The organism is Pseudomonas sp. MYb118 (genome assembly GCF_040947875.1).
GTDB lineage: Bacteria > Pseudomonadota > Gammaproteobacteria > Pseudomonadales > Pseudomonadaceae > Aquipseudomonas.
The window spans coordinates 2,202,635-2,226,084 of the sequence record NZ_JBFRXN010000002.1; the positions used below are offsets into that span (position 1 = coordinate 2,202,635).

Below are 23,450 nucleotides of genomic sequence, written 5' to 3' on the forward strand. Positions count from 1 at the left end.
GTGACTTATCGGTCATACGACTAAAGTCTTGAGGGTGGCACCTTTATATTGCAGATCATCCGTGGCGACGAAGTGCAGGAACCAGATCCGCCAATCAGAGTCTCTAGGGTTCGCCGAGGAAGGCACCCGCCAGGAAAATCAAGGGCTTGCGCCGTTGCAGCCCTGGCATCCGTGGTGACTTTTCTTTATCGTACGCGCCCTTTGAAAATGCCTGGAAAATCAAAATGTTGGAAGCATCCCTCAGCCAATTGGAACAACTGGTCAGCGACCTCGTGCAACAGAATCAGAGCCTGCTTGGCACCAATCAGGCCCTGAGCGCGGAACTGGCCGGGCTCAAGGATGAAAACGAAAGCCTGCAACTGAACCTGATGGAGCAGGAAGAGAAACACGGTGCCACTGCCGCTCGCATCCAGGCCCTGGTTGAACGTGTCAGCGCCGGTCCGGTCAGCGCATGAGTGTCGCTGGCGCGGGGGTGAAAGTCGTCTCGATCCTGGGGGAGGACTATTCGATCAAGGCACCGGCCGGGGAAGAACAGACCCTGCTCGATGCGGCGATGATGCTCAAGGCGGCCCTGGCCGAGACCAAGCGCAAGTACCCGACGCTGATCGGTGACCGGCTGCTGGTGCTGGCCGCGATGAATCTGTGCTCGCAACAGATCGAAATGCAGAAGCGGCACAAGCTGGAACTCGACCGTTACCAAGAGCAAGTCAGCGCCACGGTTGAAGTGATCGCCAAGACGATCAATCAGGGTTGAGTCAGGCGTTGGCTGTGCTGACGCCATCGTCGGATCGCCGCCCGGAGCAAGCCCGCTCCCACAGGTTTCCCGAACCCCCTGTAGGAGCGGGCTTGCCCGCGATAGGATTTCAGCCGCGCTACAAAACCCGGATCAGAACCACTCATCCTGCATGTTCAGGCAAACATCGTCCCGAGCCTCAAGAATCGCCAGCTCATGGTGGCAACCCGGTACTTCCCAGGTCAGGAAGTAGCGCGCCGCCTGCAGCTTGCCTTTATAGAAGCTCACATCCGCCGCATTGCCCTTGGCCAGGCCCTGTTCGGCGCGGATGGCCTGCTCCAGCCAGCGCCAGCCGATCACCGTATGCCCGAACACTTTCAGGTACAGCGCCGAATTCGCCAGGCTGCTGTTGACCTTGCCCTGGGCGAGGTCCGTCAGCAGGCCGATGGTCACGCCTTGCAGTCGTGCCACCAGCTTCTCCAGCGGTTCACGCAGTGGCGTCAGCGATTCGAAGGCCTGTGCCCGCTCGGCTGTGTCGGCGATCAGGCGGATCAGTTGCTTGAGCCCGGCACCACCGTTCTGCGCCAGTTTGCGTCCGAGCAGGTCCAGTGACTGGATGCCGTGGGTGCCTTCGTGGATCGGGTTCAGGCGGTTGTCGCGGTAGTACTGCTCCACCGGGTACTCGCGGGTGTAGCCGTGGCCGCCAAGGATCTGGATCGCCAGCTCGTTGGCCTTGAGACAGAACTCCGACGGCCAGGATTTGACGATCGGGGTCAGCAGGTCCAGCAGCTCATGGGCCTGCTTGCGCTCGGCCTCGGTTTCCAGCGTGGTGGTGTCATCGAACAGCCGCGCGGCATACAAGCCCAGGTCGAACGAGCCTTCGACGTAGGCCTTTTGCGTCAGCAGCATGCGCTTGACGTCGGCGTGGGCGATGATCGCCACCGGCGCGGTGGTCGGGTCCTTGCTGTCCGGCACCCGGCCCTGCGGGCGTTCGCGGGCGTATTCCAGCGAGTACAGGTAGCCGGCATAGCCGAGCATCACCGCACCCATACCGACGCCGATCCGCGCCTCGTTCATCATCTGGAACATGTAGCTCAGGCCGTGGTGCGGCTTGCCCACCAGATAGCCGACACACTCGCCGTTATCGCCGAAGTTCAGCGCCGTGGACGTGGTGCCGCGCCAGCCCATCTTGTGGAACAACCCGGCCAGCAGCACGTCGTTGCGCGGGCCGAGGCTGCCGTCATCGTTGACCAGGAACTTGGGCACGATGAACAGCGAGATGCCCTTCACCCCGGCCGGTGCATCCGGCAACTTGGCCAGCACCATATGCACGATGTTTTCCGACAGCGGGTGATCGCCGCCGGAGATGAAGATCTTGTTGCCCTTGAGGCGATAGGTGCCGTCAGGCGCAGGTTCGGCGCGTGTACGAATATCCGACAGCGAAGAGCCGGCATGGGGCTCGGTCAACGCCATGGTGCCGAAGAAGCGGCCGTCGATCATCGGTTGCAGGAAGCGCCGCTTCTGCTCGTCGGTGCCGAAACTCTCGATCAGGTTCGCCGCGCCCATGGTCAGGAACGGGTACGAGGTCGATGCCGCGTTGGCCGACTGGAAGTGGGCGAAGCAGGCCTGCGACAACAGCGTCGGCAACTGCATGCCACCGGCCTCGAAGCTGCGTGCGGCATTGAGGAAGCCGGCTTCGAGGAACGCATCCACCGCCGGTTTGACTTCCGGAATCAGAATCGCCTGGCCGTCCTCGTAGCGAGGCTCGTTCTCGTCGCCCTTGCGGTTGTGCGGGGCGAAGAACTTCTCGGCGATGTTGCGGGCAGTGCCGAGGGCGGCATCGAAGGTTTCGCGGTTGTGCTCGGCGAAACGCTCACGCTGGGTCAGGCCTTCGGCGTCGAGGACTTCATACAGCTCGAAAGCCAGATTGCGGGAACTGAGCAACGTCTCGGACATGGCGGCCTACCTTTTTTTGGAATGGGCCGAGTCTAAGGTGGGGGAATGGGGGAGGTATAGGATGATTGATTGGCGTGATGTTGGAGCCCTGCACCCACTTTGCAGGTGTTACAAAAACAACTGTGGGAGCGAGCCTGCTCGCGATGACGATCTTCCATTCAACAGGGTTGTTGACTGGTAGACCGCTATCGCGAGCAGGCTCGCTCCCACAGGGGGTAAGTGCCCGGCTTTCCTGGATTAACCGATGGTCATCAAGCTGGCATTACCACCCGCCGCCGCGGTGTTGACGCTCAACGCCCGCTCGATCACCAGGCGTTCCAGGGCAATGTTGGACTCGCCCTGGGACAGACCCTGCACGCCGACGATGGCGCCGGCACGCTTGGCCACCTGCTGGCAGACCGCACGCAACTGGTCGGAATGGCCATGATGCAGGACGGCATCGAACACCACTTCGTCCTTGTGCCAGTCGGCCACGCGCTTGATGCGCGCCTGAATGTCCTTCGGTAGGCTTGCGAACAGTGCCTTGCTCACGTCGGTTTCCGGCCATACCGCCGAACCGCCCACCGCCAGCACGGCGGCCAGTTGGGTCAACAGGTCGCCTTCGATGTCCGCCAGGCACAGCACGTGCTCGCGCGGCAGGATCGCATAGCTGTTGCGCTCGCCGGTCGGGCCGGCCAGGACGCGGGTGATGCCGCTTTGCGACTGGCCGGCGAACTGCGTGCACAGGGCGCTCAGGTCAGTGAGCTGCTGGCTGTCGGCCCAGGCCTTGAGGGCGGTCAGCGGCTGGCTCATGGCATCGCGCAGGCGAACATCCGGTGCGGCAATGGCATCACCGCGAGCGAAGGATTGCTCAATCGCATCGGCAGGACGGGTCGACAGCAGGCGGTACAGGTACAGCGGACCACCGGCTTTCGGGCCGGTGCCCGACAGGCCTTCGCCACCGAACGGCTGCACGCCGACCACGGCACCGACGATATTGCGGTTGACGTAGACGTTACCGGCATTGACGGTGTCGATCACCTTGGCGATGGTCTCGTCGATGCGGGTATGCACGCCCAGTGTCAGGCCGTAGCCGGATGCGTTGATCTGGCCGATCAACTGGTCGATGTCCTTGCGCTTGTAGCGAACCACGTGCAGCACCGGGCCGAAGATCTCCCGTTGCAGTTCGTCGAAGCTTTCCAGTTCGATCAGCGTTGGCATCACGAAGGTGCCGCGCTTGACTTCCTCGGCATCGGCGATGGCAACCTGGTAGACGTTGCGACCTTTGTCACGCATGGCCTGGATGTGCTTCTCGATGCCAGCCTTGGCTTCGGCGTCGATCACCGGGCCGATGTCCACGCTCAGGCGCTCCGGGTTGCCGAGACGGCTTTCAGCCATCGCGCCCTTGAGCATTTCGATGACGCGGTCGGCGGAATCTTCCTGCAAGCACAGCACGCGCAGTGCCGAGCAACGCTGGCCGGCGCTGTCGAATGCCGAGGACACGACGTCGATTACCACTTGTTCAGTCAGTGCCGAGGAGTCGACGATCATCGCGTTTTGGCCACCGGTTTCGGCGATCAGCGGAATCGGACGGCCCTGGTTGTCCAGGCGACCGGCGATGTTGCGTTGCAGCAGGCGCGCCACTTCGGTGGAACCGGTGAACATCACGCCCTTGACGCGCTCGTCGCCGACCAGGCCGGCACCCACGGTTTCGCCGCGGCCCGGCAGCAGTTGCAGCACGCCTTCAGGAATACCGGCTTCGAGCAGCAGGCGTACGGCCTGGGCCGCCACCAGCGGGGTTTGCTCGGCGGGCTTGGCCAGGACCGGGTTACCGGCGGCGAGGGCGGCAGCCACCTGGCCGCTGAAGATCGCCAGCGGGAAGTTCCACGGGCTGATGCACACCACCGGGCCCAGCGGGCGGTGGGCGTCGTTGCTGAAATCGTTGCGGGCCTGCACCGCGTAGTAACGCAGGAAGTCCACGGCTTCACGCACTTCGGCGATGGCGTTGGCGTAGGTCTTGCCGGCTTCGCGGGCCAGAAGGCCCATCAGCGGCTGGATCTCGGCTTCCATCAGGTCGGCGGCGCGTTCCAGGATCGCGGCGCGTTCGGCCGGCGGGGTGGCCTGCCAGATCGGCGCGGCGTTGAGGGCGCACTGGATGGCGTTGTCGACGTCTTCGACGGTGGCTTCCTGCACATGGCCGACCACGTCACGCAGATCCGACGGGTTGAGGACCGGTGCAGGGGCTTCGGTGCTGGACGCGCAACCGAGCATCGGCGCGGCTTTCCAGTTGTTGTGGGCGGTGGCCAGCAAGGCGCAGGACAGCGACGCCAGGCGATGTTCGTTGGCCATGTCGATGCCGGCGGAGTTGGCGCGTTCGGCGCCATACAGGTCACGCGGCAGCGGAATGCGCGGGTGCGGCAGGCCGAAGCCGCCTTCGGCCGTGGCCATTTTCTCGATGCTGGCGACCGGATCGGCCACCAGTTCCTGGATCGAAATCGACTGGTCGGCGATACGGTTGACGAACGAGGTGTTCGCGCCGTTTTCCAGCAGGCGACGCACCAGGTAAGCCAGCAGGGTTTCGTGGGTACCAACCGGAGCGTACACGCGGCACGGACGGTTCAGCTTGCCTTCGGAAACCTTGCCTACCACTTGTTCGTACAGCGGTTCACCCATGCCGTGCAGGCATTGGAACTCGTACTGGCCCGGGTAATAGTTTTGACCGGCGATGTGATAAATGGCCGACAGGGTGTGGGCGTTGTGCGTGGCGAACTGCGGGTAGATGACTTCCGGCACCGACAGCAGTTTGCGTGCGCAGGCGATGTAGGACACGTCGGTGTACACCTTGCGGGTGTAGACCGGGTAGCCTTCCAGGCCTTCGACCTGGGCGCGCTTGATTTCGCTGTCCCAGTACGCACCTTTCACCAGGCGGATCATCAGGCGATGACGGCTGCGGCGAGCCAGGTCGATCACATAGTCGATCACATACGGGCAACGCTTCTGGTACGCCTGGATAACGAAGCCGATACCGTTCCAGCCGGTCAGTTGCGGTTCGAAGCACAGGCGCTCGAGCAGATCCAGCGACAGTTCGAGGCGGTCGGCTTCCTCGGCGTCGATGTTCAGGCCGATGTCGTACTGCTTGGCCAGCAGGGTCAGCGACAGCAGGCGCGGGTACAGCTCATCCATCACGCGCTCGTACTGGGCGCGGCTGTAGCGCGGGTGCAGGGCGGACAGCTTGATGGAAATGCCCGGGCCTTCATAAATCCCACGACCGTGAGACGCCTTGCCGATCGAGTGAATGGCTTGTTCGTACGAGGCCAGGTACTTCTGCGCATCATGCTCGGTGAGGGCGGCCTCACCCAGCATGTCGTAGGAGTAACGGAAACCCTTGGATTCGAACTTGCTGGCGTTGGCCAGGGCTTCGGCGATGGTTTCGCCAGTGACGAACTGCTCGCCCATCAGGCGCATGGCCATGTCGACGCCCTTGCGGATCATCGGCTCGCCGCTCTTGCCGATGATGCGGCTCAGCGACGAAGTCAGGCCGGCTTCGTTGTGCGTGGAGACCAGCTTGCCGGTCAGCAACAGGCCCCAGGTGGCGGCGTTGACGAACAGCGACGGGCTGTTGCCCAGGTGTGGCTGCCAGTTGCCGGTGCTGATCTTGTCGCGGATCAGCGCGTCACGGGTGCCTTTGTCCGGGATGCGCAACAGCGCTTCGGCCAGGCACATCAGGGCGACGCCTTCCTGGGACGACAGGGAAAATTCCTGCAACAGGCCCTGAACGATCCCAGCACGGCCGCCGGCGCTTTTCTGGTTGCGCAGTTTTTCGGCAATCGAGGCCGCCAGCTTGTTGGTGGCGTCGGCCATCGGTGCCGGCAGGCGAGCCTGCTCGATCAGCATCGGTACCACTTCCGGCTCGGGGCGGCGGTAGGCGGCGGTGATCGAGGCACGCAGCACCGATTGCGGCAGGATGCTTTCAGCGAATTCGAGGAAGCACTGGTGAGCGTGGTCGACATTCAGCTCGCCGGCGTCGTCCGTGGTTGCCGCGGCCAGGCCGTTCAGCTCGGTCAGGGTTGCACCACCCTCGAGTTTTTCCAGGTAATTGAAAATTGCCTGCTTGATCAGCCAGTGCGGAGTGCGATCAATCGAGGTCGCGGCGGCCTTCAGGCGCTCGCGGGTCGGGTCGTCAAGTTTGACGCCAAGGGTGGTGGTAGCCATGTTTTTATCCTCATGTTTGCCACGACGGCGTGGCATCAGCTGGCCGCAAGATTAGCCGTGCGCCGAAACAGGTGCAACCGGGTGCAACCCTTTTTTTGCTGGAAGGCGGCGCAACTCGTCAGGAAATGGATTTTGGGACGAAAGTCCCGCTCCTGCTTGGTGCTTTTACTTCTAGCAAAGTGTTGTCACTGAGCCAAAAAGGAGCAAAAACCGCTGTTTACGAAGGTAATCCGACTAGGTGCAACTAATTCTCAAGAAATGGGTTGCACCTTATTTGCTTTGTTGCATAGGATTCGGGCCCCAAGGTGCAACCTGTTGAAGGGCAGGTGTACCGGCTGATGGCTTTCCTGGGGAAACATCAGTCATAAATGCACGGCATCCCGAATCGTCTGTCAAACGTCATCGTTTGCGCGCGGTTCACTCGCCGCTGCTACATAAAAACAAAGCCAGGGCGTCACTTAATGAGCAATCCAACCCTGATCACGTTCGTGATCTACATCGCAGCAATGGTACTGATCGGCTTCATGGCCTATCGCTCCACCAACAACCTTTCCGATTACATTCTGGGCGGCCGCAGCCTCGGTAGCGTCGTCACGGCCCTGTCTGCCGGTGCCTCCGACATGAGCGGCTGGTTGCTGATGGGCCTGCCGGGCGCCATCTACATGTCCGGCCTGTCCGAAAGCTGGATCGCCATCGGCCTGATCGTCGGCGCTTACCTCAACTGGCTGTTCGTGGCCGGCCGTCTGCGCGTGCAGACCGAGCACAACGGCGATGCGCTGACCCTGCCGGACTACTTCTCCAGCCGTTTCGAAGACAAGAGCGGCCTGCTGCGGATCATCTCTGCCATCGTGATCCTGGTGTTCTTCACCATCTACTGCGCCTCCGGCATCGTGGCCGGTGCCCGTCTGTTCGAAAGCACCTTCGGCATGTCCTACGAGACGGCGCTGTGGGCCGGCGCTGCGGCGACCATTGCCTACACCTTCGTCGGTGGTTTCCTGGCGGTCAGCTGGACGGACACCGTACAGGCCACGCTGATGATCTTCGCGCTGCTGCTGACGCCGATCATCGTGCTGCTGGCCACCGGTGGCGTCGACACCACCTTCCTGGCCATCGAAGCGCAAAACCCAAGCAACTTCGACATGCTGCGCAACACCACCTTCATCGGCATCATCTCGCTGATGGGCTGGGGCCTGGGCTACTTCGGCCAGCCGCACATCCTCGCGCGTTTCATGGCGGCGGATTCGGTCAAGTCGATCGCCAACGCCCGCCGCATCTCCATGACCTGGATGATCCTGTGCCTGGGTGGCACCGTAGCCGTGGGCTTCTTCGGTATCGCCTACTTCTCGGCCAACCCTGATGTGGCTGGTCCCGTGACCGAGAACCACGAGCGCGTGTTCATCGAGCTGGCCAAGATCCTGTTCAACCCATGGCTTGCCGGTGTGCTGCTGTCGGCCATCCTGGCTGCCGTGATGAGCACCCTGAGCTGCCAGTTGCTGGTGTGCTCGAGCGCCCTGACCGAAGACTTCTACAAGACTTTCCTGCGTAAATCGGCTTCCCAGCTGGAACTGGTCTGGGTCGGTCGTGCCATGGTGCTGCTGGTTGCACTGGTGGCCATCGCCATGGCCGCCAACCCGGAAAACCGCGTACTGGGCCTGGTGAGCTACGCCTGGGCCGGCTTCGGTGCCGCCTTCGGTCCGGTGGTGCTGATTTCGGTAATCTGGAAAGACATGACCCGCAACGGCGCACTGGCCGGCATCCTGGTCGGTGCGATCACCGTGATCGTGTGGAAGCACTTCGAGCTGCTGGGCCTGTACGAAATCATCCCGGGCTTCATCTTCGCCAGCCTGGCGATCTACATCGTCAGCAAGCTGGGCGCGCCGACTCACGGCATGCTCCAGCGTTTCGCAGCTGCCGAGGCTGATTACCGCCTGAACAAGTGACAGGGGGAGCGGCGGCTCCGACCTTTCGCTGAACAACAAACGGCCCGCTTCCTGATTGGAGGCGGGCCGTTTTTTTTGTGAAGGCATTTTTTAGGGTTGTCTGTAGTTTGTCCTGTCGAGTCTTGAAGGAAAAATCTCTAAAAAATACGGACCGATCTGTTTTTCCTGTCTCAGCACGAATCGCCGTACCTGCTCATGCAGAATCGGTCGCTTTCATTTTGCAGAGACACATCGGATGTTCGCTCTCGCTGATCAATCGCGTTTCACGCTGACCGTGGATGGCAGCCGGCATGATCTCAAGGTGCTCGAGTTCACCGGCAAGGACGCTATCAGCCAGCCTTTCCGTTTCGACCTGGAGCTGGTCAGCGCAAGGCCGGACATTGAACTGGAAAGCCTGCTGCACCGTCAGGCGTTTCTACAGTTCGATGCACAAGGCAGCGGTGTGCATGGTCAGATTTTTCGCGTGGGCCAGGGGGATAGCACGGGGCGCCTGACGCGCTATCAGATCAGCCTGGTCCCGCGCCTGGCTTACCTCGACCAGCGGACCAATCAGCGGATCTTCCAGCATAAAAGCGTGCCGGCGATCATCACGCAGATCCTCGAGGATCACGGCATCCTGAGCGATGCCTTCGCGTTCCAGCTCGGCAGTGATTACGCCGTTCGCGAGTATTGCGTGCAATACGCGGAAAGTGACCTCGCGTTCATTCAGCGACTGTGCGCAGAAGTCGGCATTCACTACCATTTTCAGCACAGCCCCGGCGGACATCTGCTGGTGTTTGCCGACGGCCAGACGTTCTTCCCGCGTTTGCCTTCGCCGACGCCCTACCACCCCGGTAGCGGGATGGTTGCGCAAAGGCCGGCGATCAAGCGTTTCAGCGTGCGCCTGGAAACCCGTACGACGGCGGTCACCTTGCGCGATTACGACTTCCACAAGCCACGCCTGCAACTTGAAAGCCGCATCGACAACCAGCAGGTGCCGGTGCTGGAAAGCTATGGTTTTCCAGGGCGGTTCACTGATCGCGAACAGGGCAATGACCTGGCACGACGAACCCTGGAGCGGCACAACGTGGATTACCGCCAGGCCCAAGGGATCAGTGATGAGGCCTGCCTGGTCAGCGGGCATTTCCTGCAACTGACCGAGCATCCGCGCCAGGCCTGGAACGATCTGTGGCTGGTCACGAGCATCGAGCACCACGGGCGTCAGGTGCAAGTGCTGGAAGAGTTGGCCGGCGGTGTCGAGGCGGACGACTTCCAGGGCTACCGCAATACTTTTCTGGCGACGCCGTGGGATGTGTTCTTTCGCGCGCCAGCGCTGGCCAAGCCGCTGGTCGCTGGTTATCAATCGGCGGTCGTCACCGGTCCATCCGGCAGCGACATCCATTGCGACGAGTATGGGCGGGTCAAGGTCCAGCTCGCCTGGGATCGAGAAGGGCAGCGCGACGGGCATACCAGTTGCTGGTTGCGCGTTGCGACGGGGTGGGCCCATGACGGCTATGGCATCGTCCTGACGCCCAGGGTTGGCATGGAAGTGCTGGTGGGGTTCGTCGATGGCGATGTCGACAAGCCGGTGGTCATGGGCTGTGTGGCCAATGGTTCCAATCGGCCACCCCTGGGGCTGCCCGCTGACAGCACTCGCAGCATTTTCCGCAGCCAAAGCAGTCCGGGTGGTCGTGGCAGCAACGAAATCCGCATCGAGGACCGTGCCGGTGCCGAGGAAATCTACCTGCGCGCCCAGCGAAACTGGACTCAGCATGTGCTGAACGATCTGCACGTCCAGGCCGACGGTCAGCGCCGCACGGTTATCGGGGCAAACGATGAGCTGCAGGTTCACGGCGACCGGCACATCCGGGTCGCCAGTCAGACGGTCAAGGCCAGCGGGCAATTCCATGTCGGTGCCGCGCAGCAAGTGGTGATTGATGGTGGGGCAAGCGCGACGATTCAGGCGGGTGGGCACTGGATCAACATCGGCCCGGCCGGGATCTTCAGCAGCGTACCGATTCAGGTGGGTGGGGCGCCGATGCCGGCAATCGGCGCTTCGCCCGTGCAGCGCGTACTGGCGCCGCTGAGTGCCGCGCAGGTACTGAGCCTGAAAAGCGCCGCACCCTTCTGTGAGGAATGTGAACGCTGCAAGGGAGGTGCCTGTGCAGCCTGAGCGCCTGTCTCCCCATGATTGGCTGACCCGGCAGCCGCTGAAATCGGACGAGCGGTTGTTCGTGATTCTCGCCAACGCCAGCGACGCCGAACCGTTGCAAGCCTGGCGCAGCTCCAGCCCGGAGCACCCGGCAGCACCGATCTGGGCCGACACCGTTTACGCCGAATGGGAAGCGGTGATGCCTTACGTCGCCATCGTTGCTGTCGGCAGCGAGTTTTTGCAGTGGGTCGCGACGACCGAGGCCTGCGACTGGGGATGGCTGGTGGTTTCAGCCGCGCCGCCGGACCTGCTGGTCGAACACCTGCGCGGCCTGACGCAGGTGCGATTGCCCGATGGTAGTGCGGTATTTTTCCGCTTCTGGGACGGGCGTTTTCTGCAGCCGATCCTTCAGTGTCCGCAGGTCGATGCCACGCGGTTGCTGCCATTTGCACGGCGTTGCCTGATCAACGGTCAATCGTTCGAGATCCATGCGCCCGTGCTGGGGGCGTCGCGGGATTTCCCATGGTGGCAAGTGCCCGAAGCGCTGCTGGATCAACTTGCCGGGCATTCGACGGTGACGCAGGTGAGCAACCTGCTCAATTGGCTGAGCGAGCACCACCCCGATCTGTTCGAAGCCTTCTCCGACAGCGTTCTGCAGCGCAAGGTGTCTGTTTTCCTTGAGGCCCCGGAGCCGTCGCCTATGGCCTTGGTGCAATACCTCAAGACCGAACTCACCCCTCTGTAGGAGCGAGCTTGCTCGCGATGGTGGCTCCGGCACCGCAGTGCTTCAGGCAGCCATCGTTATCGTTAACGATCATCGCGAGCAAGCAGGGGGGCGGACGTACACCGGCACACAAGGTAAACTGGCGGGCCTGCGCAGGAGCAATCATGAATTATCGTCACGCCTTCCATGCCGGCAATCACGCCGATGTGTTCAAACACCTGACCTTGACCCGCCTCATCGCCCTGATGTCGCGCAAGGAGCAGCCGTTCGCCTATCTCGACACCCACGCCGGCATTGGTCTGTATGACCTGCAAGGCGATCAGGCGAACCGTACCGGCGAGTACCTGGAAGGCATCGCGCGCTTGTGGGATCAGCCGGACCTGCCGGCGCTGACCGCCGACTACATGAAAGTGCTGCACGACATGAACCCGGATGGCCAGTTGCGCTATTACCCTGGCTCGCCGGAGCTAGCGCGCCGGCTGACGCGCCAGCAGGACCGGGTGATGCTCAACGAGAAACACCCCGAAGACGGCGTGCTGCTCAAGGACAACATGGCCGGCGATCGTCGTGTGAAAGTGCACCTGGGCGAAGGCTGGCACGTGGCTCGGGCCATGTTGCCGGTGCAGGAAAAGCGCGCGGTGATGTTGATCGACCCGCCGTTCGAGCAGCTCGATGAGATGCAACGTTGTGCCGCCTCGCTGAAAGAAGCGGTGGGGCGCATGCGCCAGACGGTGGCGGCGATCTGGTACCCGGTGAAGGACCAACGCATGTTGCGTCGTTTTTATCAGGACCTGGCCGGCACGGGCGCGCCCAAGCTGCTGCGCGTGGAGTTGCTGGTGCATCCGCTGGAAACGCCCAACAGCCTGAATGGCTCCGGGCTGGCGATTGCCAATCCGCCGTGGGGCCTGGAAGAGGAACTGCGCGAGCTGCTGCCGTGGCTGGCCGAGAAACTGGGACAGACCCAGGGCGGCTGGAAGATGGACTGGTTGATCGCTGAGTAGCAATTACCTGTAGGAGCGAGCTTGCTCGCGATGGCGGTGTATCAGTTTACGTTGATTCCGACTGACAGATCGCTATCGCGAGCAAGCTCGCTCCTACAGGACGGTAAGAATCAGATCGGGCAAGTCACGCCAGTGCCGCCAATCCCGCAGTAGCCTTCAGGGTTCTTGGCCAGGTACTGCTGGTGATACGCCTCGGCGAAGTACACCGTTGGCGCCTGGTCGATTTCGGTGGTGATGGTGCCCTGGCCGGCTTTTGACAGCTCCGCCTGGAATACCGCCTTGCTGCGTTCGGCGGCGGCCAGTTGCTCGGGGCTGGTGGCGTAGATTACCGAACGGTATTGAGTGCCGATGTCGTTACCCTGACGCATGCCCTGGGTCGGGTTGTGCAGTTCCCAGAACATTTTCAGCAGCTCGTCGTAGCTGACTTTTTCCGGCTCGTAGACCACCAGTACGACTTCGCTGTGACCGGTCAGGCCCGAGCACACTTCCTCGTACGTCGGGTTCGGCGTGAAGCCGCCTGCGTAACCCACGGCGGTGCTGACCACGCCTTCGCGCTGCCAGAAACGGCGTTCCGCGCCCCAGAAGCAGCCCAGGCCGAAGATCGCAAAATCCACGTTGGCGGCAAATGGGCCGAGCAACGGCGTGCCGTTGACGAAATGGGTTTCCGGCAGGGTCATTGGGGTTTCGCGGCCGGGCAAAGCTTGTTCTTGGGTAGGTAGCACGTTTTTGTTCACCAGAATTTCCGAGCGCAAGACCATAAGCAGTCCCCTCAGTCAGATTGAGATGTGATTGATCAGACCGCCAGTGTGCCCGAGTGTTACGCCGCTGTCAGGCGATTGGGCCGCGCGGGTAGCGTTTGAGCTTGTCGATCAGCTCGGAGCCGGGAATGGGGCGGTCGAACAGGTAGCCCTGGCCGACGTCGCAACGATGACGGCGCAGGAACGCCAACTGCTCGGCGGTCTCGATGCCTTCGGCCACGACCTTGAGTTTCAGGTTGTGCGCCATGGCCACCACTGCGGAAGTGATTTCCATGTCGTCCTGATTGTCCGGGATTTCGTGAATGAAGCTGCGGTCGATCTTGATGATGTCGATGGGGAATTTTTTCAGGTAACTAAGTGACGAGTAACCGGTACCGAAGTCGTCCATGGCCAGGGTCAGGCCCAGGCGCTTGAGTTGGTCGAGCTGCAGGTGGGTGTCCTCGGTGGCTTCCAGCAGCAGCCCTTCGGTCAGTTCCAGCTCCAGCAGGTTCGGTGGCAGTGCTTCTTCCTTGAGGATATTGGCGATCGAGGACACCAGGTCCGGGTCGGAGAACTGCTTGGGTGACAGGTTGATCGCCACTTGCAGGTTGCCCAGGCCGGCGGCCGTCAGCTGTTTGCTCATGCGGCACGCCTGGCGCGCGATCCATTTACCAATCGGGATGATCAGGCCGGTCTCTTCCGCCACACTGATGAACTGGTCCGGGCGGATCATGCCTTTTTCCGGGTGGTTCCAGCGCAGGAGCGCTTCCATACCCAGCAGGCGACCCGAGCGCAGGCACAGCTTGGGTTGGTAGAACACGTCCAGTTCATTTTGGGTCAGGGCCCGTCGCAGGTTGTTCTCGACGAACAGCTTGTAGCTGGCTTCGGCGTTGAGCGCTTCGGTGAACACCTGCACCTGATGCTTGCCGTTGGCCTTGGCCTTGTGCAGCGCCAGGCCGGCGTTGCGCATCAGGGTTTGCGGATCGCGGCCATGCAGTGGCGCGCAGGCAAGGCCCACGGAGCCGGTAACGCTGATCAACTGGTTGTCGACGAACATCGGCTTGTCGAGGGTTGCCAGCAACTGGTTGGCAACCTGCTGGCCCGAGGTCAGGTCGGTGTTGTCCAGCAGCACGGCGAACTCGTTACTGGCGAAGCGCGCCAGGCTGCCACTCGGCGACAGGCTGTTGCGCAGGCGGCGCGCCAGGCTGATCAGCAGTTTGTCGCCAGTCTGGTGACCGAGGCTGTCGTTGATCCGCTTGAAGTTGTCGATGTCCACCAGCAACAGGCTGATCGGGGTATCGCTGTCTCGGGCGAAGCGTTCATCGAGGTTGCGGATGAAGGCCGGGCGATTGCCCAGGTTGGTCAGGTTGTCGGTGTAGGCCAGACGCTCGATGCGCTGCTGGGCGAGCTTGGTCTGGGTGATGTCTTCGTAGATGCCGATGTAGTGCGTCAGCTCGCGGTTGTCGCCATACACCTTGGAAATCGACAACTGGCCCCAGTAGGGCTCGAGGTTTTTCCGCCGGCTCTTGAACTCGCCTTGCCAGCTGTTGCTCTTGGCCAGCGACGAAGGGGCATCGAACAGCAGCTCGCTGAGGTTCTCCAGGGCCGGCAACTCGGCCAGCCGCTGGCCGTGGACTTCTTCGGTGCTGTATTGGGTGATCGCGGTAAAGCTTGGGTTGACGTACTCCACCACGCCGTCGCAATTGACCAGCAAGAAGGCGTTGGCGCTTTGCTCGACCGCGCGCTGGAACAGGTGCAAAGCGCTGGTGGCGGTGCGCCGGTTGTGGTTGTTGATGACCTGGGCGAACTGATCGGCCAGCTCGCCGGCGAAGGCGATTTCATCCGATTGCCAGGCACGGGTTTCCCCGGACTGCTCAAGGCACAGCACGCCAACCACCTGGCCGTCGACGCGGATGCTGGCGTCGAGCATTGCGTTCACATCCCGCGGTCGCAGGCTTTCGGCCATGTCCCGGGTGCGAGGGTCGATATTGGCGTTGTGCGCATCAATCGCACGGCTGCCATGCAGCGCTTCCATGTAATCGGGGAAGCCACTGATGTTGATCGGCTCGGGCAGCTCATAAGCCTGGGTGCCACGGTGATACGCCGAAATCGGCACCAGCATCGAGCCTTCCAGGTTCCACAGGCTGGCGCAGTCGATCTGGTAGATGTCACAGGCGCTGCGGGTAATCAGCTCGGCGGCCTCCTGCAGGGAGTTGCCGGTGCTGTAGCGCTGGCGCGTCAGCAGCAGGATCAGGTCCTGCTGGGCGCGAACCCGGTCCAGGTGCAGGAGTTGTTCCTGCTGGGCGCGCTGATTGAGTTCCAGGGCGATTTGCAGGCGGCTGTTCTGGGTTTCCAGATCCAGCGCCGGCATCAGCGGCTCGCCCTCGAAGACGCCGTCGACCACCATCAGGTAGCCGCGCAGCAGGTGTCTGTTGTGTTGTTTGTAGGCTTCGCCCAGTTCCAGCAGGCTCAAGGTGCCAGCGGCAGTGTGCAGGGTATAGCGGATCAGGTAATGCGGATTGTTGGCCAGTTGCTGCTGAATGGCGTCATGCAACTGATAGCGCGCTTCCGGTTCCATCAGGCTGGCGTAGGGCGAGCCAACCAGCGCGCACAGTTCCACCGCCGGGAGGCCGAACTGTCGCTCGCAATTGGGATCGAGAAACAGCAGGGCCCAGCTCGGTTCATTCAGCCTTTCGAAACGCAGCATGCCGAGGCGCGAGGGCACCGGCAATTGCGTCACTACCTCGGCCACCATACGGCTGGCGGCATCGGGTTGGCTTTTCATGGAAGGAAACTCGCTTCGAAAGTGCTGATCGCGCCGGGCTCACGCCCTCTTTACTGTTGCGTGCGGCAAGGTTGCATCATTGCGACACCGACTGACAAGAGACATGAAGGCCAAGTGCTATAAGAATATGTCGGCAGAGGCGAAGATTTCTTCAGTTTAGGGCGAAAACTGCTGTATCAGACCCTCTGGGCATTAACGCAACGTGAAGTTCAGCGATTGCAGCCACTTGCCGTACCTGTCGTAGTAACTGACGCGCAACTGCTCTGCTTCCACCAGCAGGTGGGCGAAATTGTCCTGGCTGATCACCGCACTGGTCAGTTGGTGGCGATACTCGCCGGCCTCTGTGCGGGCCAGCGGTTGATCGAGGATGAAGGTCGAGGCCTTGGCGTAAGGCAGAAACAGGCTGTTGCACAGCGGTGAGGAGACAATGGTGTGGACTTCGAAGTCGGGGTCTTCGCTGTGGCTCAGTCGACTGGTCAGCGAACCGTGGACATCGCCACAGACGAAGAAGACGTTTTTGATCCGCTGTGTGCGAATAGTCTCCAGCAGGCGTAGCCGTTGCTCTGGAAACGCCTTCCAGGCATCGCCGCCGGGGCTTTTGCCGTCCGGATAGAACATCACGCTGGTGACCACGAATTTGACCCGTGCGGGGCTCTGGATCAGCCAGTTGCACAAAGCCTCCTCCTGTTCTTCGTCAAGCATGCGGCGATTGTCGGCGGACAGATTGCGCCGGCTGCGGCTGTCGGTGACGAACCATTCGATATCGCCGTGGGTGATCGGGTACCAGTAACGCCGCGGGAGATCCTCGACCGTGCCATCGCCACGCCGTTCGAGGGCCGGGCCGTGGCTGGCCTGGTACAGCTCGTACGCCGCCATCGTATTGTTGTAGAGCACATCGTCCTGGGGACTTCTGTTGGCCGGCCAGTTGTCTTCGATCTCGTGGTCGTCGAGGATCATGTACGTCGGCAGACTGGCCATCAGGTTGGCAATGTGCGGTTGGGAGAAGGCTGTGCGGTACTTGTGCAGGATGGCCTTGTATTCGCGGTCAGGTGCGATGATGTTCAAATCGTCGATATAGACCTGGTCGCCGATCATCAGCAACGCGTTGACGGCGGCTTCGCTGCGCTGCGCCAGGTGGTGGATCGAAGCGAAGATCCGGTCACCCAGCTGGGGCAGCGAAGGCAGGCCGGCGGTCATGCGCAGGTATCGACAGGACCCGACAATGTACCCCCTCGGCAGCGCAGAACGGTCTGACGGCGTGGTAAAGCGATAGACCTTGCCAGGCCAGTGCAGCAACCATTGCTCAAGCGCCTCCAAGCCAGGCGCCGGCAGCCAGCCTGCCTGGTACTCATATTCGGTGTTGGCCGCGAGCGGGGTCAGGGTCACCACCTCGCACATATCCCGCGCTTCTGTCAGCTGAATGAACGCGGGGCTGGACCAGTCAGACTCGCCCGCACGTCGAAAACGCAGGCCGGCAAATACCATGGCACCTACCTGAACGTCCCCACGCAGGAAAATCCGCGCGTGACGGGAGGTCGTGTGACCAACGATCGGGCCAACAGTGGGGATAAGCATCTTGAATTGCATTCGAAGGGGTACTTGCCTGGCCAATGGATTGTTGGCCACAGCCTAGAGATCGGCGGGGGAAAAATACCGGGGTGAAGTGGATGGCGTACGTAAGATCTGTCAGCCCTATCTGTAGGAACAAATTTGTCGAGGCTTCACGATGAAAGCCCAGACACCGCAGACATTCAGACAGCCCGCGTCATCCTTAACGACCCTCGCGACCCACGATCCCACGATCCCACAGGCGCCGCAGATTGCCCCGCCGTAAGGGCGGAACCTTAAGCGGCCGTTACCACAGAAACAGATATGTACACCGTAAGGCCGCCATCGCGGGCAAGCCCGCTCCCACAGGAACCCCACCGTACCTGTAGGAGCGAGTTCACTCGCGATGGCGGCCCAGATACCGCAAGCATTCAGGCAGCCCACGTCATCGTTAACGACCATCGCGACGGTTCGACGCCTCGACAGGCTCGCTCCCACAAAAAACTGAAACAGAGCCACGATCCCACAGGCGCCACAGATTGCCCCGTCGGAAGGCCGAGTGGAGGTTCTGCGCAGTGGGCAACCCGGCATGGATGCCGGGTTAGCCGCCCTCGGCCAAGGATGGCCGATGGCGGCGGGCCCACGGAGCAGGACCGGAGCGAGGGAACCCGGAGCGCCAGCGAAGGGCCGTACGTCAGGGGCGGGGCGTTTTGGTTACTTTGGCGCGACAAAGTAACCCGCCGTAAGGGCGGAACCTTAAGCGGCCGTGACCGCAGAAACGGATATGTACACCCCTAAAGACGCCATCGCGAGCAAGCTCGCTCCTACAGAGAGTCAAAGTCACCCGCCGTAAGGGCGGAACCAATAGCAGGCGTGACCGCAGCAATGGATATGTACACCCGTCAGGCCGCCATCGCGAGCAGGCTCGCTCCCACAGGGGGGGCAGGGCCATTGAAAAACCGCAGGCAAAAAAAAGCCCCGCCAAATTGACGGGGTTGAGGTACGAGCGTGGCGCTCGAAAAACAGCGAACGCGGTCGGCCCTCCGGTGAGGGAGGGCCAATCGGTTGTTACAGCAGAATGGTGCGAATGTCCGCCAGCAAATCGCTCAGACGCTTGGTGAAGCGTGCCGCAGCGGCGCCGTTGATCACACGGTGATCGTAGGACAGCGACAGAGGCAGCATCAGCTTAGGCTGGAAGGCCTTGCCGTCCCAGACCGGCTGGATGGTTGCCTTGGAAACACCGAGGATCGCCACTTCCGGCGCGTTGACGATCGGCGTGAAGCCGGTGCCGCCAATGTGGCCGAGGCTGGAAATGGTGAAGCAGGCGCCCTGCATCTCGTCCGACGAGAGCTTCTTGGTCCGGGCTTTTTCAGCCAGGGAAGCGGCCTCGGCGGCCAGTTGCAGCAGGCTCTTCTGGTCGACGTTCTTGATGACCGGTACCAGCAGGCCATCCGGAGTGTCGACGGCGAAGCCCACGTTCACGTATTTCTTGCGGATGATCGCCTTGCCGCTTGGCGCCAGCGAGCTGTTGAAGTCCGGCAGTTCCTTGAGCAGGTGCGCGCAGGACTTGAGCAGCAACGGCAGGATGGTCAGCTTGACGCCGGCCTTCTCTGCGACGGCTTTCTGTGCAACGCGGAACGCTTCGAGCTCGGTGATATCCGCCGAGTCGAATTGCGTCACGTGTGGCACGTTCAGCCAGCTGCGGTGCAGGTTGGCGGCGCCGACCTGCATCAGGCGGGTCATCGGCACTTCTTCGATTTCACCGAAGCGGCTGAAGTCGACTTCCGGAATCGGCGGGATGCCTGCACCACCGGTGGCGCCGGCAGCAGCGGCCGGGGCCTGGGTGGCCTTCTGCATCATGGCCTTGACGTACGCCTGCACGTCTTCTTTGAGGATGCGACCGTGCGGACCGCTGGCGCCGACAGCGCTCAGCTCGACGCCGAACTCGCGGGCCAGTTGACGCACGGCTGGGCCGGCGTGAACCTTGGCGCCCGGCTTGGCCGGTGCAGCGACTGGCGCAGCAGCAGGAGCCGACGCAGCCGGTGCAGCGGCCGGAGCGGCAGCTGGGGCAGGAGCGCTTGGAGCGGCGGCGGCAGGTGCCGCGGCAGCCGGAGCGGCGCCTTTGACTTTGAGCTTGAGGATCAGGTCGCCAGTGCCGACTTCATCGTCGAGCTTCACGGAGACGCTTTCCACCACGCCAGCGGCAGGCGATGGAATTTCCATGCTCGCCTTGTCGGATTCCAGGGTGATCAGCGACTGGTCGGCTTCGACGCTGTCGCCGGCCTTGACCAGCACTTCGATGATCTTGGCCTTGCCCGCCGAACCGATGTCCGGAACGTGGATGTCCTGGACGCTGTCGGCAACCGGGGCTGCCGGTGCGGCAGCGGCAGGGGCTGGCGCAGCAGCGGCCGGAGCAGCAGCCTGGGCTGGAGCGGCAGCAGCAGGCGCCGCAGCACCCACCACTTCCAGGTCCAGGATCAGGTCGCCGGTGCCGACTTCATCGTTGAGCTTGACGCTGATGGCCTTGATCACGCCAGCGGCAGGCGATGGGATTTCCATGCTCGCCTTGTCGGATTCCAGGGTGATCAGCGACTGGTCAGCCTCGACGGTGTCGCCGACCTTGACCTGGATCTCGATGATCTGTGCCTTGCCGGCCGAACCGATGTCCGGCACGTGCACCTGCTGGACCGAAGCGGCAGCAGGGGCGGCAGGAGCAGCGGCGGGTGCAGCAGCAGGGGCGGCGGCCGGAGCCGCTTTTTCCGCAGGCGCAGCAGCCGGCGCAGGGGCCGCAGCAGCGGCGCCCTCGACTTCCAGCTCGAGCAGTTCGTCGCCTTCTTTCAGGCGATCGCCCAGCTTCACTTTCAGGCTCTTGATGATACCGGCCTTCGGCGCAGGCACTTCCATGCTCGCCTTGTCCGATTCCAGCGTCAGGATGCTCTGGTCGGCTTCGATACGGTCGCCGACCTTCACAAACAGTTCAATTACTTCACCTTCACCGCTGCCGATGTCAGGTACGCGAATGAGTTCGCTCACGGAATCTCTCCTCAGCAGTCCAGTGGGTTGCGTTTTTCCGGGTCGATCCCGAACTTGGCGATGGCTTCAGACACCACCTTGGGTTCGATATCGCCACGGTCAGCCAGTGCTTCAAGGGCTGCCAACACCACGAAATGACGGTCGACTTCGAAGAAATGACGCAGTTTCTTGCGGCTGTCGCTGCGGCCGAAACCGTCGGTGCCCAGGACTTTGAATTCCTTGGACGGTACCCACTGACGGATCTGCTCGGCGAACAGTTTCATGTAGTCGGTCGAAGCGATGACCGGACCCTTACGGCCAGTCAGGCACTCTTCAACGTAGCTGCGCTTAGGCTTCTGGCCAGGGTGCAGGCGGTTGGTGCGCTCGACGGCCAGGCCATCGCGACGCAGTTCGTTGAAGCTGGTGACGCTCCAGACGTCGGCGCCGACGTTGAACTCTTCACGCAGGATCTTCGCCGCTTCACGCACTTCACGCAGGATGGTGCCGGAGCCCATCAGCTGAACGTGATGCGCCGCTTCGCGGGTGTCTTCCTCGAGCAGGTACATGCCTTTCTTGATGCCTTCTTCGGCACCGGCAGGCATGGCTGGCTGCTGGTAGGACTCGTTCATCACGGTGATGTAGTAGAAGACGTCCTGTTGCTCTTCGGTCATCTTCTTCATGCCGTCCTGGATGATCACCGCCAGCTCGTAGCCGTAGGTTGGATCATAGGTGCGGCAGTTCGGGATGGTGGCAGCCAGCAGGTGGCTGTGACCGTCTTCGTGCTGCAGGCCTTCACCGTTGAGGGTGGTACGGCCGGCGGTGCCGCCGATCAGGAAGCCACGGGTACGGCTGTCGCCAGCGGCCCAGGCCAGGTCACCGATACGCTGGAAGCCGAACATCGAGTAGAAGATGTAGAACGGCAGCATCGGCTGGTTGTGGCTGGAGTACGAAGTACCGGCAGCGATGAAGGAGCTCATGGCGCCCGCTTCGTTGATGCCTTCTTCGAGGATCTGGCCCTTCTTGTCTTCCTTGTAGAACATCACCTGGTCTTTATCGACTGGCTCGTAGAGCTGGCCGACGGACGAGTAGATGCCCAACTGACGGAACATGCCTTCCATACCGAAGGTACGGGCTTCGTCCGGGATGATCGGGACGATGCGCGGGCCGATTTCCTTGTCCTTGACCAGCTGCGCAAGGATGCGCACGAAAGCCATGGTGGTGGAGATTTCACGGTCGCCCGAGCCGTCGAGGATCGCCTTGAGGGTGTCCAGCGACGGGGTCGGTACGCTGAAGCTCTGCGCGCGACGCTGTGGCACGAAACCACCCAGTGCGGCACGACGCTCGCTCAGGTAGCGGGCTTCGGCGCTGTTTGGCTCAGGCTTGAAGAACGGCAGGTTTTCCAGCTCTTCGTCCCGGACCGGGATGTCGAAGCGGTCGCGGAACAGCTTCAGGCTGTCGACGTCGACTTTCTTGGTGTTGTGCGCGGTGTTTTTCGCTTCGCCGGCACCGGTGCCATAACCCTTGATGGTCTTGGCCAGGATGACGGTAGGCTGGTCCTTGTGGTTGACCGCCTGGTGGTACGCCGCGTAGACCTTGTACGGGTCGTGGCCGCCACGGTTGAGCTTCCAGATCTCGTCGTCGGACAGATCGGCAACCATCGCCTTGAGTTCTGGCGAGTTGAAGAAGTGCTCACGCACGAATGCGCCGTCTTTGGCTTTGTAGTTCTGGTACTCGCCGTCGATGACTTCGTCCATGCGGCGTTGCAGGATGCCGTCGACGTCCTTGGCCAGCAGTGGGTCCCAGAAACGGCCCCAGATGACTTTCGATACGTTCCACTGCGCACCACGGAACACGCCTTCGAGTTCCTGGATGATCTTGCCGTTGCCGCGAACCGGGCCGTCGAGGCGCTGCAGGTTGCAGTTGATGACGAAGATCAGGTTGTCGAGCTTCTCGCGGCCAGCCAGCGAGATCGCGCCCAGGGATTCCGGCTCGTCGCACTCGCCGTCGCCCAGGAAGCACCAGATCTTCTGCTTGCCGGCAGGAATGAAGCCACGGGCTTCCAGGTACTTCATGAAACGCGCCTGGTAGATCGCCTGGATCGGGCCCAGACCCATGGATACGGTCGGGAACTGCCAGAAGTCAGGCATCAGCCAAGGGTGCGGGTAGGACGACAGGCCCTGACCGTCGACTTCCTGGCGGAAGTTGTTCATCTGTTCTTCGCTGATGCGGCCTTCCATGAATGCGCGGGCGTAGACGCCTGGCGAGGTGTGGCCCTGGAAGTAGATCAGGTCGCCGCCGTGTTCGTCGGTCGGGGCCTGGAAGAAATAGTTGAAGCCGATGTCGTACAGGGTGGCGCTGGAGGCGAAGCTGGAGATGTGACCGCCCAGGTCAGAATCTTTCAGGTTCGTACGCATCACCATGGCCATCGCGTTCCAGCGTACCAGCGAGCGAATGCGGCGTTCCATGAACAGGTCGCCAGGCATGCGTGCTTCGTGGGTAACGGGAATGGTGTTGCGGTATGGCGTGGTGATGGCGTAAGGCAATTGCGAACCGCTGCGGGTTGCGAGTTCGCCCATACGGGTCATCAGATAGTGAGCACGGTCTTCGCCTTCTTTGTCGAGAACCGATTCCAGGGCGTCCAGCCATTCCTGGGTTTCGACGGGATCGAGGTCTTGCATGGCTTGCTCCAGGG

At 62.0% G+C, this 23,450-nt stretch carries 13 protein-coding genes; 6 read left to right on the forward strand and 7 right to left on the reverse strand.

The features are described 5' to 3' along the window. The first annotated feature begins 224 nt into the window (after positions 1–224). Together ABVN20_RS16035 and ABVN20_RS16040 are read left to right on the forward strand one after the other, a co-directional pair. Positions 225–455, forward strand: coding sequence for a hypothetical protein (locus ABVN20_RS16035; RefSeq protein WP_368556684.1), 231 nt, complete (start codon positions 225–227; stop codon positions 453–455). Then, a complete protein-coding gene (locus ABVN20_RS16040; RefSeq protein ID WP_368556685.1) occupies positions 452–754 on the forward strand; it encodes a cell division protein ZapA in 303 nt (100 codons plus the stop codon). Before ABVN20_RS16035 ends, ABVN20_RS16040 begins: the two co-directional genes overlap by 4 nt. Positions 755–886: 132 nt before the next feature. Here the strand turns inward: ABVN20_RS16040 and ABVN20_RS16045 are convergent, their stop codons facing one another. Continuing rightward, a complete protein-coding gene (locus tag ABVN20_RS16045) occupies positions 887–2,689 on the reverse strand; it encodes an acyl-CoA dehydrogenase (RefSeq protein ID WP_368556686.1) in 1,803 nt (600 codons plus the stop codon). 237 nt (positions 2,690–2,926) lie between these two features. Next, positions 2,927–6,880, reverse strand: a complete 3,954-nt coding sequence (putA, locus tag ABVN20_RS16050; protein ID WP_368556687.1) for a trifunctional transcriptional regulator/proline dehydrogenase/L-glutamate gamma-semialdehyde dehydrogenase — start codon at positions 6,878–6,880, stop codon at positions 2,927–2,929. Positions 6,881–7,341: 461 nt separating this feature from the next. Between putA and putP the strand changes: the two genes are divergently transcribed. The 4 genes from putP (at position 7,342) to ABVN20_RS16070 (ending at position 12,676) form a co-directional block, all read left to right on the forward strand. Further along, a complete protein-coding gene (putP, locus tag ABVN20_RS16055) occupies positions 7,342–8,820 on the forward strand; it encodes a sodium/proline symporter PutP (protein ID WP_368556688.1) in 1,479 nt (492 codons plus the stop codon). 235 nt (positions 8,821–9,055) lie between these two features. Next, positions 9,056–10,972: a type VI secretion system tip protein VgrG gene (locus ABVN20_RS16060; protein ID WP_368556689.1), complete on the forward strand. Its 1,917-nt coding sequence runs from the start codon at positions 9,056–9,058 to the stop codon at positions 10,970–10,972. Beyond that, complete coding sequence (locus ABVN20_RS16065) at positions 10,962–11,696, forward strand: DUF4123 domain-containing protein (RefSeq protein WP_368556690.1); 735 nt, start codon at positions 10,962–10,964, stop codon at positions 11,694–11,696. The genes ABVN20_RS16060 and ABVN20_RS16065 overlap by 11 nt, the downstream gene beginning before the upstream one ends. A gap of 143 nt (positions 11,697–11,839) precedes the next feature. Then, positions 11,840–12,676 (forward strand): 23S rRNA (adenine(2030)-N(6))-methyltransferase RlmJ, encoded by an 837-nt coding sequence (locus ABVN20_RS16070; RefSeq protein WP_368556691.1) that lies wholly within the window; start codon positions 11,840–11,842, stop codon positions 12,674–12,676. Positions 12,677–12,786: 110 nt separating this feature from the next. Here the strand turns inward: ABVN20_RS16070 and msrA are convergent, their stop codons facing one another. The 5 genes from msrA to aceE form a co-directional block, all read right to left on the reverse strand. Then, entirely contained in the window at positions 12,787–13,434 is a 648-nt protein-coding gene (gene msrA, locus ABVN20_RS16075) for a peptide-methionine (S)-S-oxide reductase MsrA (protein ID WP_368556692.1), read from the reverse strand. A gap of 70 nt (positions 13,435–13,504) precedes the next feature. Further along, positions 13,505–16,198, reverse strand: coding sequence for a putative bifunctional diguanylate cyclase/phosphodiesterase (locus ABVN20_RS16080; protein WP_368556693.1), 2,694 nt, complete (start codon positions 16,196–16,198; stop codon positions 13,505–13,507). Between the two features lie 192 nt (positions 16,199–16,390). Then, positions 16,391–17,773 carry an alkaline phosphatase D family protein gene (locus ABVN20_RS16085; RefSeq protein ID WP_368556694.1) on the reverse strand — a complete coding sequence of 461 codons (1,383 nt, stop codon included), beginning with the start codon at positions 17,771–17,773 and terminating at the stop codon, positions 16,391–16,393. 1,041 nt (positions 17,774–18,814) lie between these two features. Then, entirely contained in the window at positions 18,815–20,779 is a 1,965-nt protein-coding gene (aceF, locus tag ABVN20_RS16090; protein WP_368556695.1) for a dihydrolipoyllysine-residue acetyltransferase, read from the reverse strand. A gap of 11 nt (positions 20,780–20,790) precedes the next feature. Next, positions 20,791–23,436 (reverse strand): pyruvate dehydrogenase (acetyl-transferring), homodimeric type, encoded by a 2,646-nt coding sequence (gene aceE, locus ABVN20_RS16095; RefSeq protein ID WP_368556696.1) that lies wholly within the window; start codon positions 23,434–23,436, stop codon positions 20,791–20,793. Between the last annotated feature and the right edge of the window lie 14 nt (positions 23,437–23,450).

What these genes read in the sequence shown, in the direction of transcription:
- ABVN20_RS16035 (WP_368556684.1), top strand. Translation starts at nt 225, where the DNA reads ATGTTGGAAGCATCCCTCAGCCAATTGGAACAACTGGTCAGCGACCTC.
- ABVN20_RS16040 (WP_368556685.1), top strand. Translation starts at nt 452, where the DNA reads ATGAGTGTCGCTGGCGCGGGGGTGAAAGTCGTCTCGATCCTGGGGGAG.
- ABVN20_RS16045 (WP_368556686.1), bottom strand. Translation starts at nt 2,689, where the DNA reads ATGTCCGAGACGTTGCTCAGTTCCCGCAATCTGGCTTTCGAGCTGTAT.
- putA (WP_368556687.1), bottom strand. Translation starts at nt 6,880, where the DNA reads ATGGCTACCACCACCCTTGGCGTCAAACTTGACGACCCGACCCGCGAG.
- putP (WP_368556688.1), top strand. Translation starts at nt 7,342, where the DNA reads ATGAGCAATCCAACCCTGATCACGTTCGTGATCTACATCGCAGCAATG.
- ABVN20_RS16060 (WP_368556689.1), top strand. Translation starts at nt 9,056, where the DNA reads ATGTTCGCTCTCGCTGATCAATCGCGTTTCACGCTGACCGTGGATGGC.
- ABVN20_RS16070 (WP_368556691.1), top strand. Translation starts at nt 11,840, where the DNA reads ATGAATTATCGTCACGCCTTCCATGCCGGCAATCACGCCGATGTGTTC.
- msrA (WP_368556692.1), bottom strand. Translation starts at nt 13,434, where the DNA reads ATGGTCTTGCGCTCGGAAATTCTGGTGAACAAAAACGTGCTACCTACC.
- ABVN20_RS16080 (WP_368556693.1), bottom strand. Translation starts at nt 16,198, where the DNA reads ATGAAAAGCCAACCCGATGCCGCCAGCCGTATGGTGGCCGAGGTAGTG.
- ABVN20_RS16085 (WP_368556694.1), bottom strand. Translation starts at nt 17,773, where the DNA reads ATGCTTATCCCCACTGTTGGCCCGATCGTTGGTCACACGACCTCCCGT.
- aceE (WP_368556696.1), bottom strand. Translation starts at nt 23,436, where the DNA reads ATGCAAGACCTCGATCCCGTCGAAACCCAGGAATGGCTGGACGCCCTG.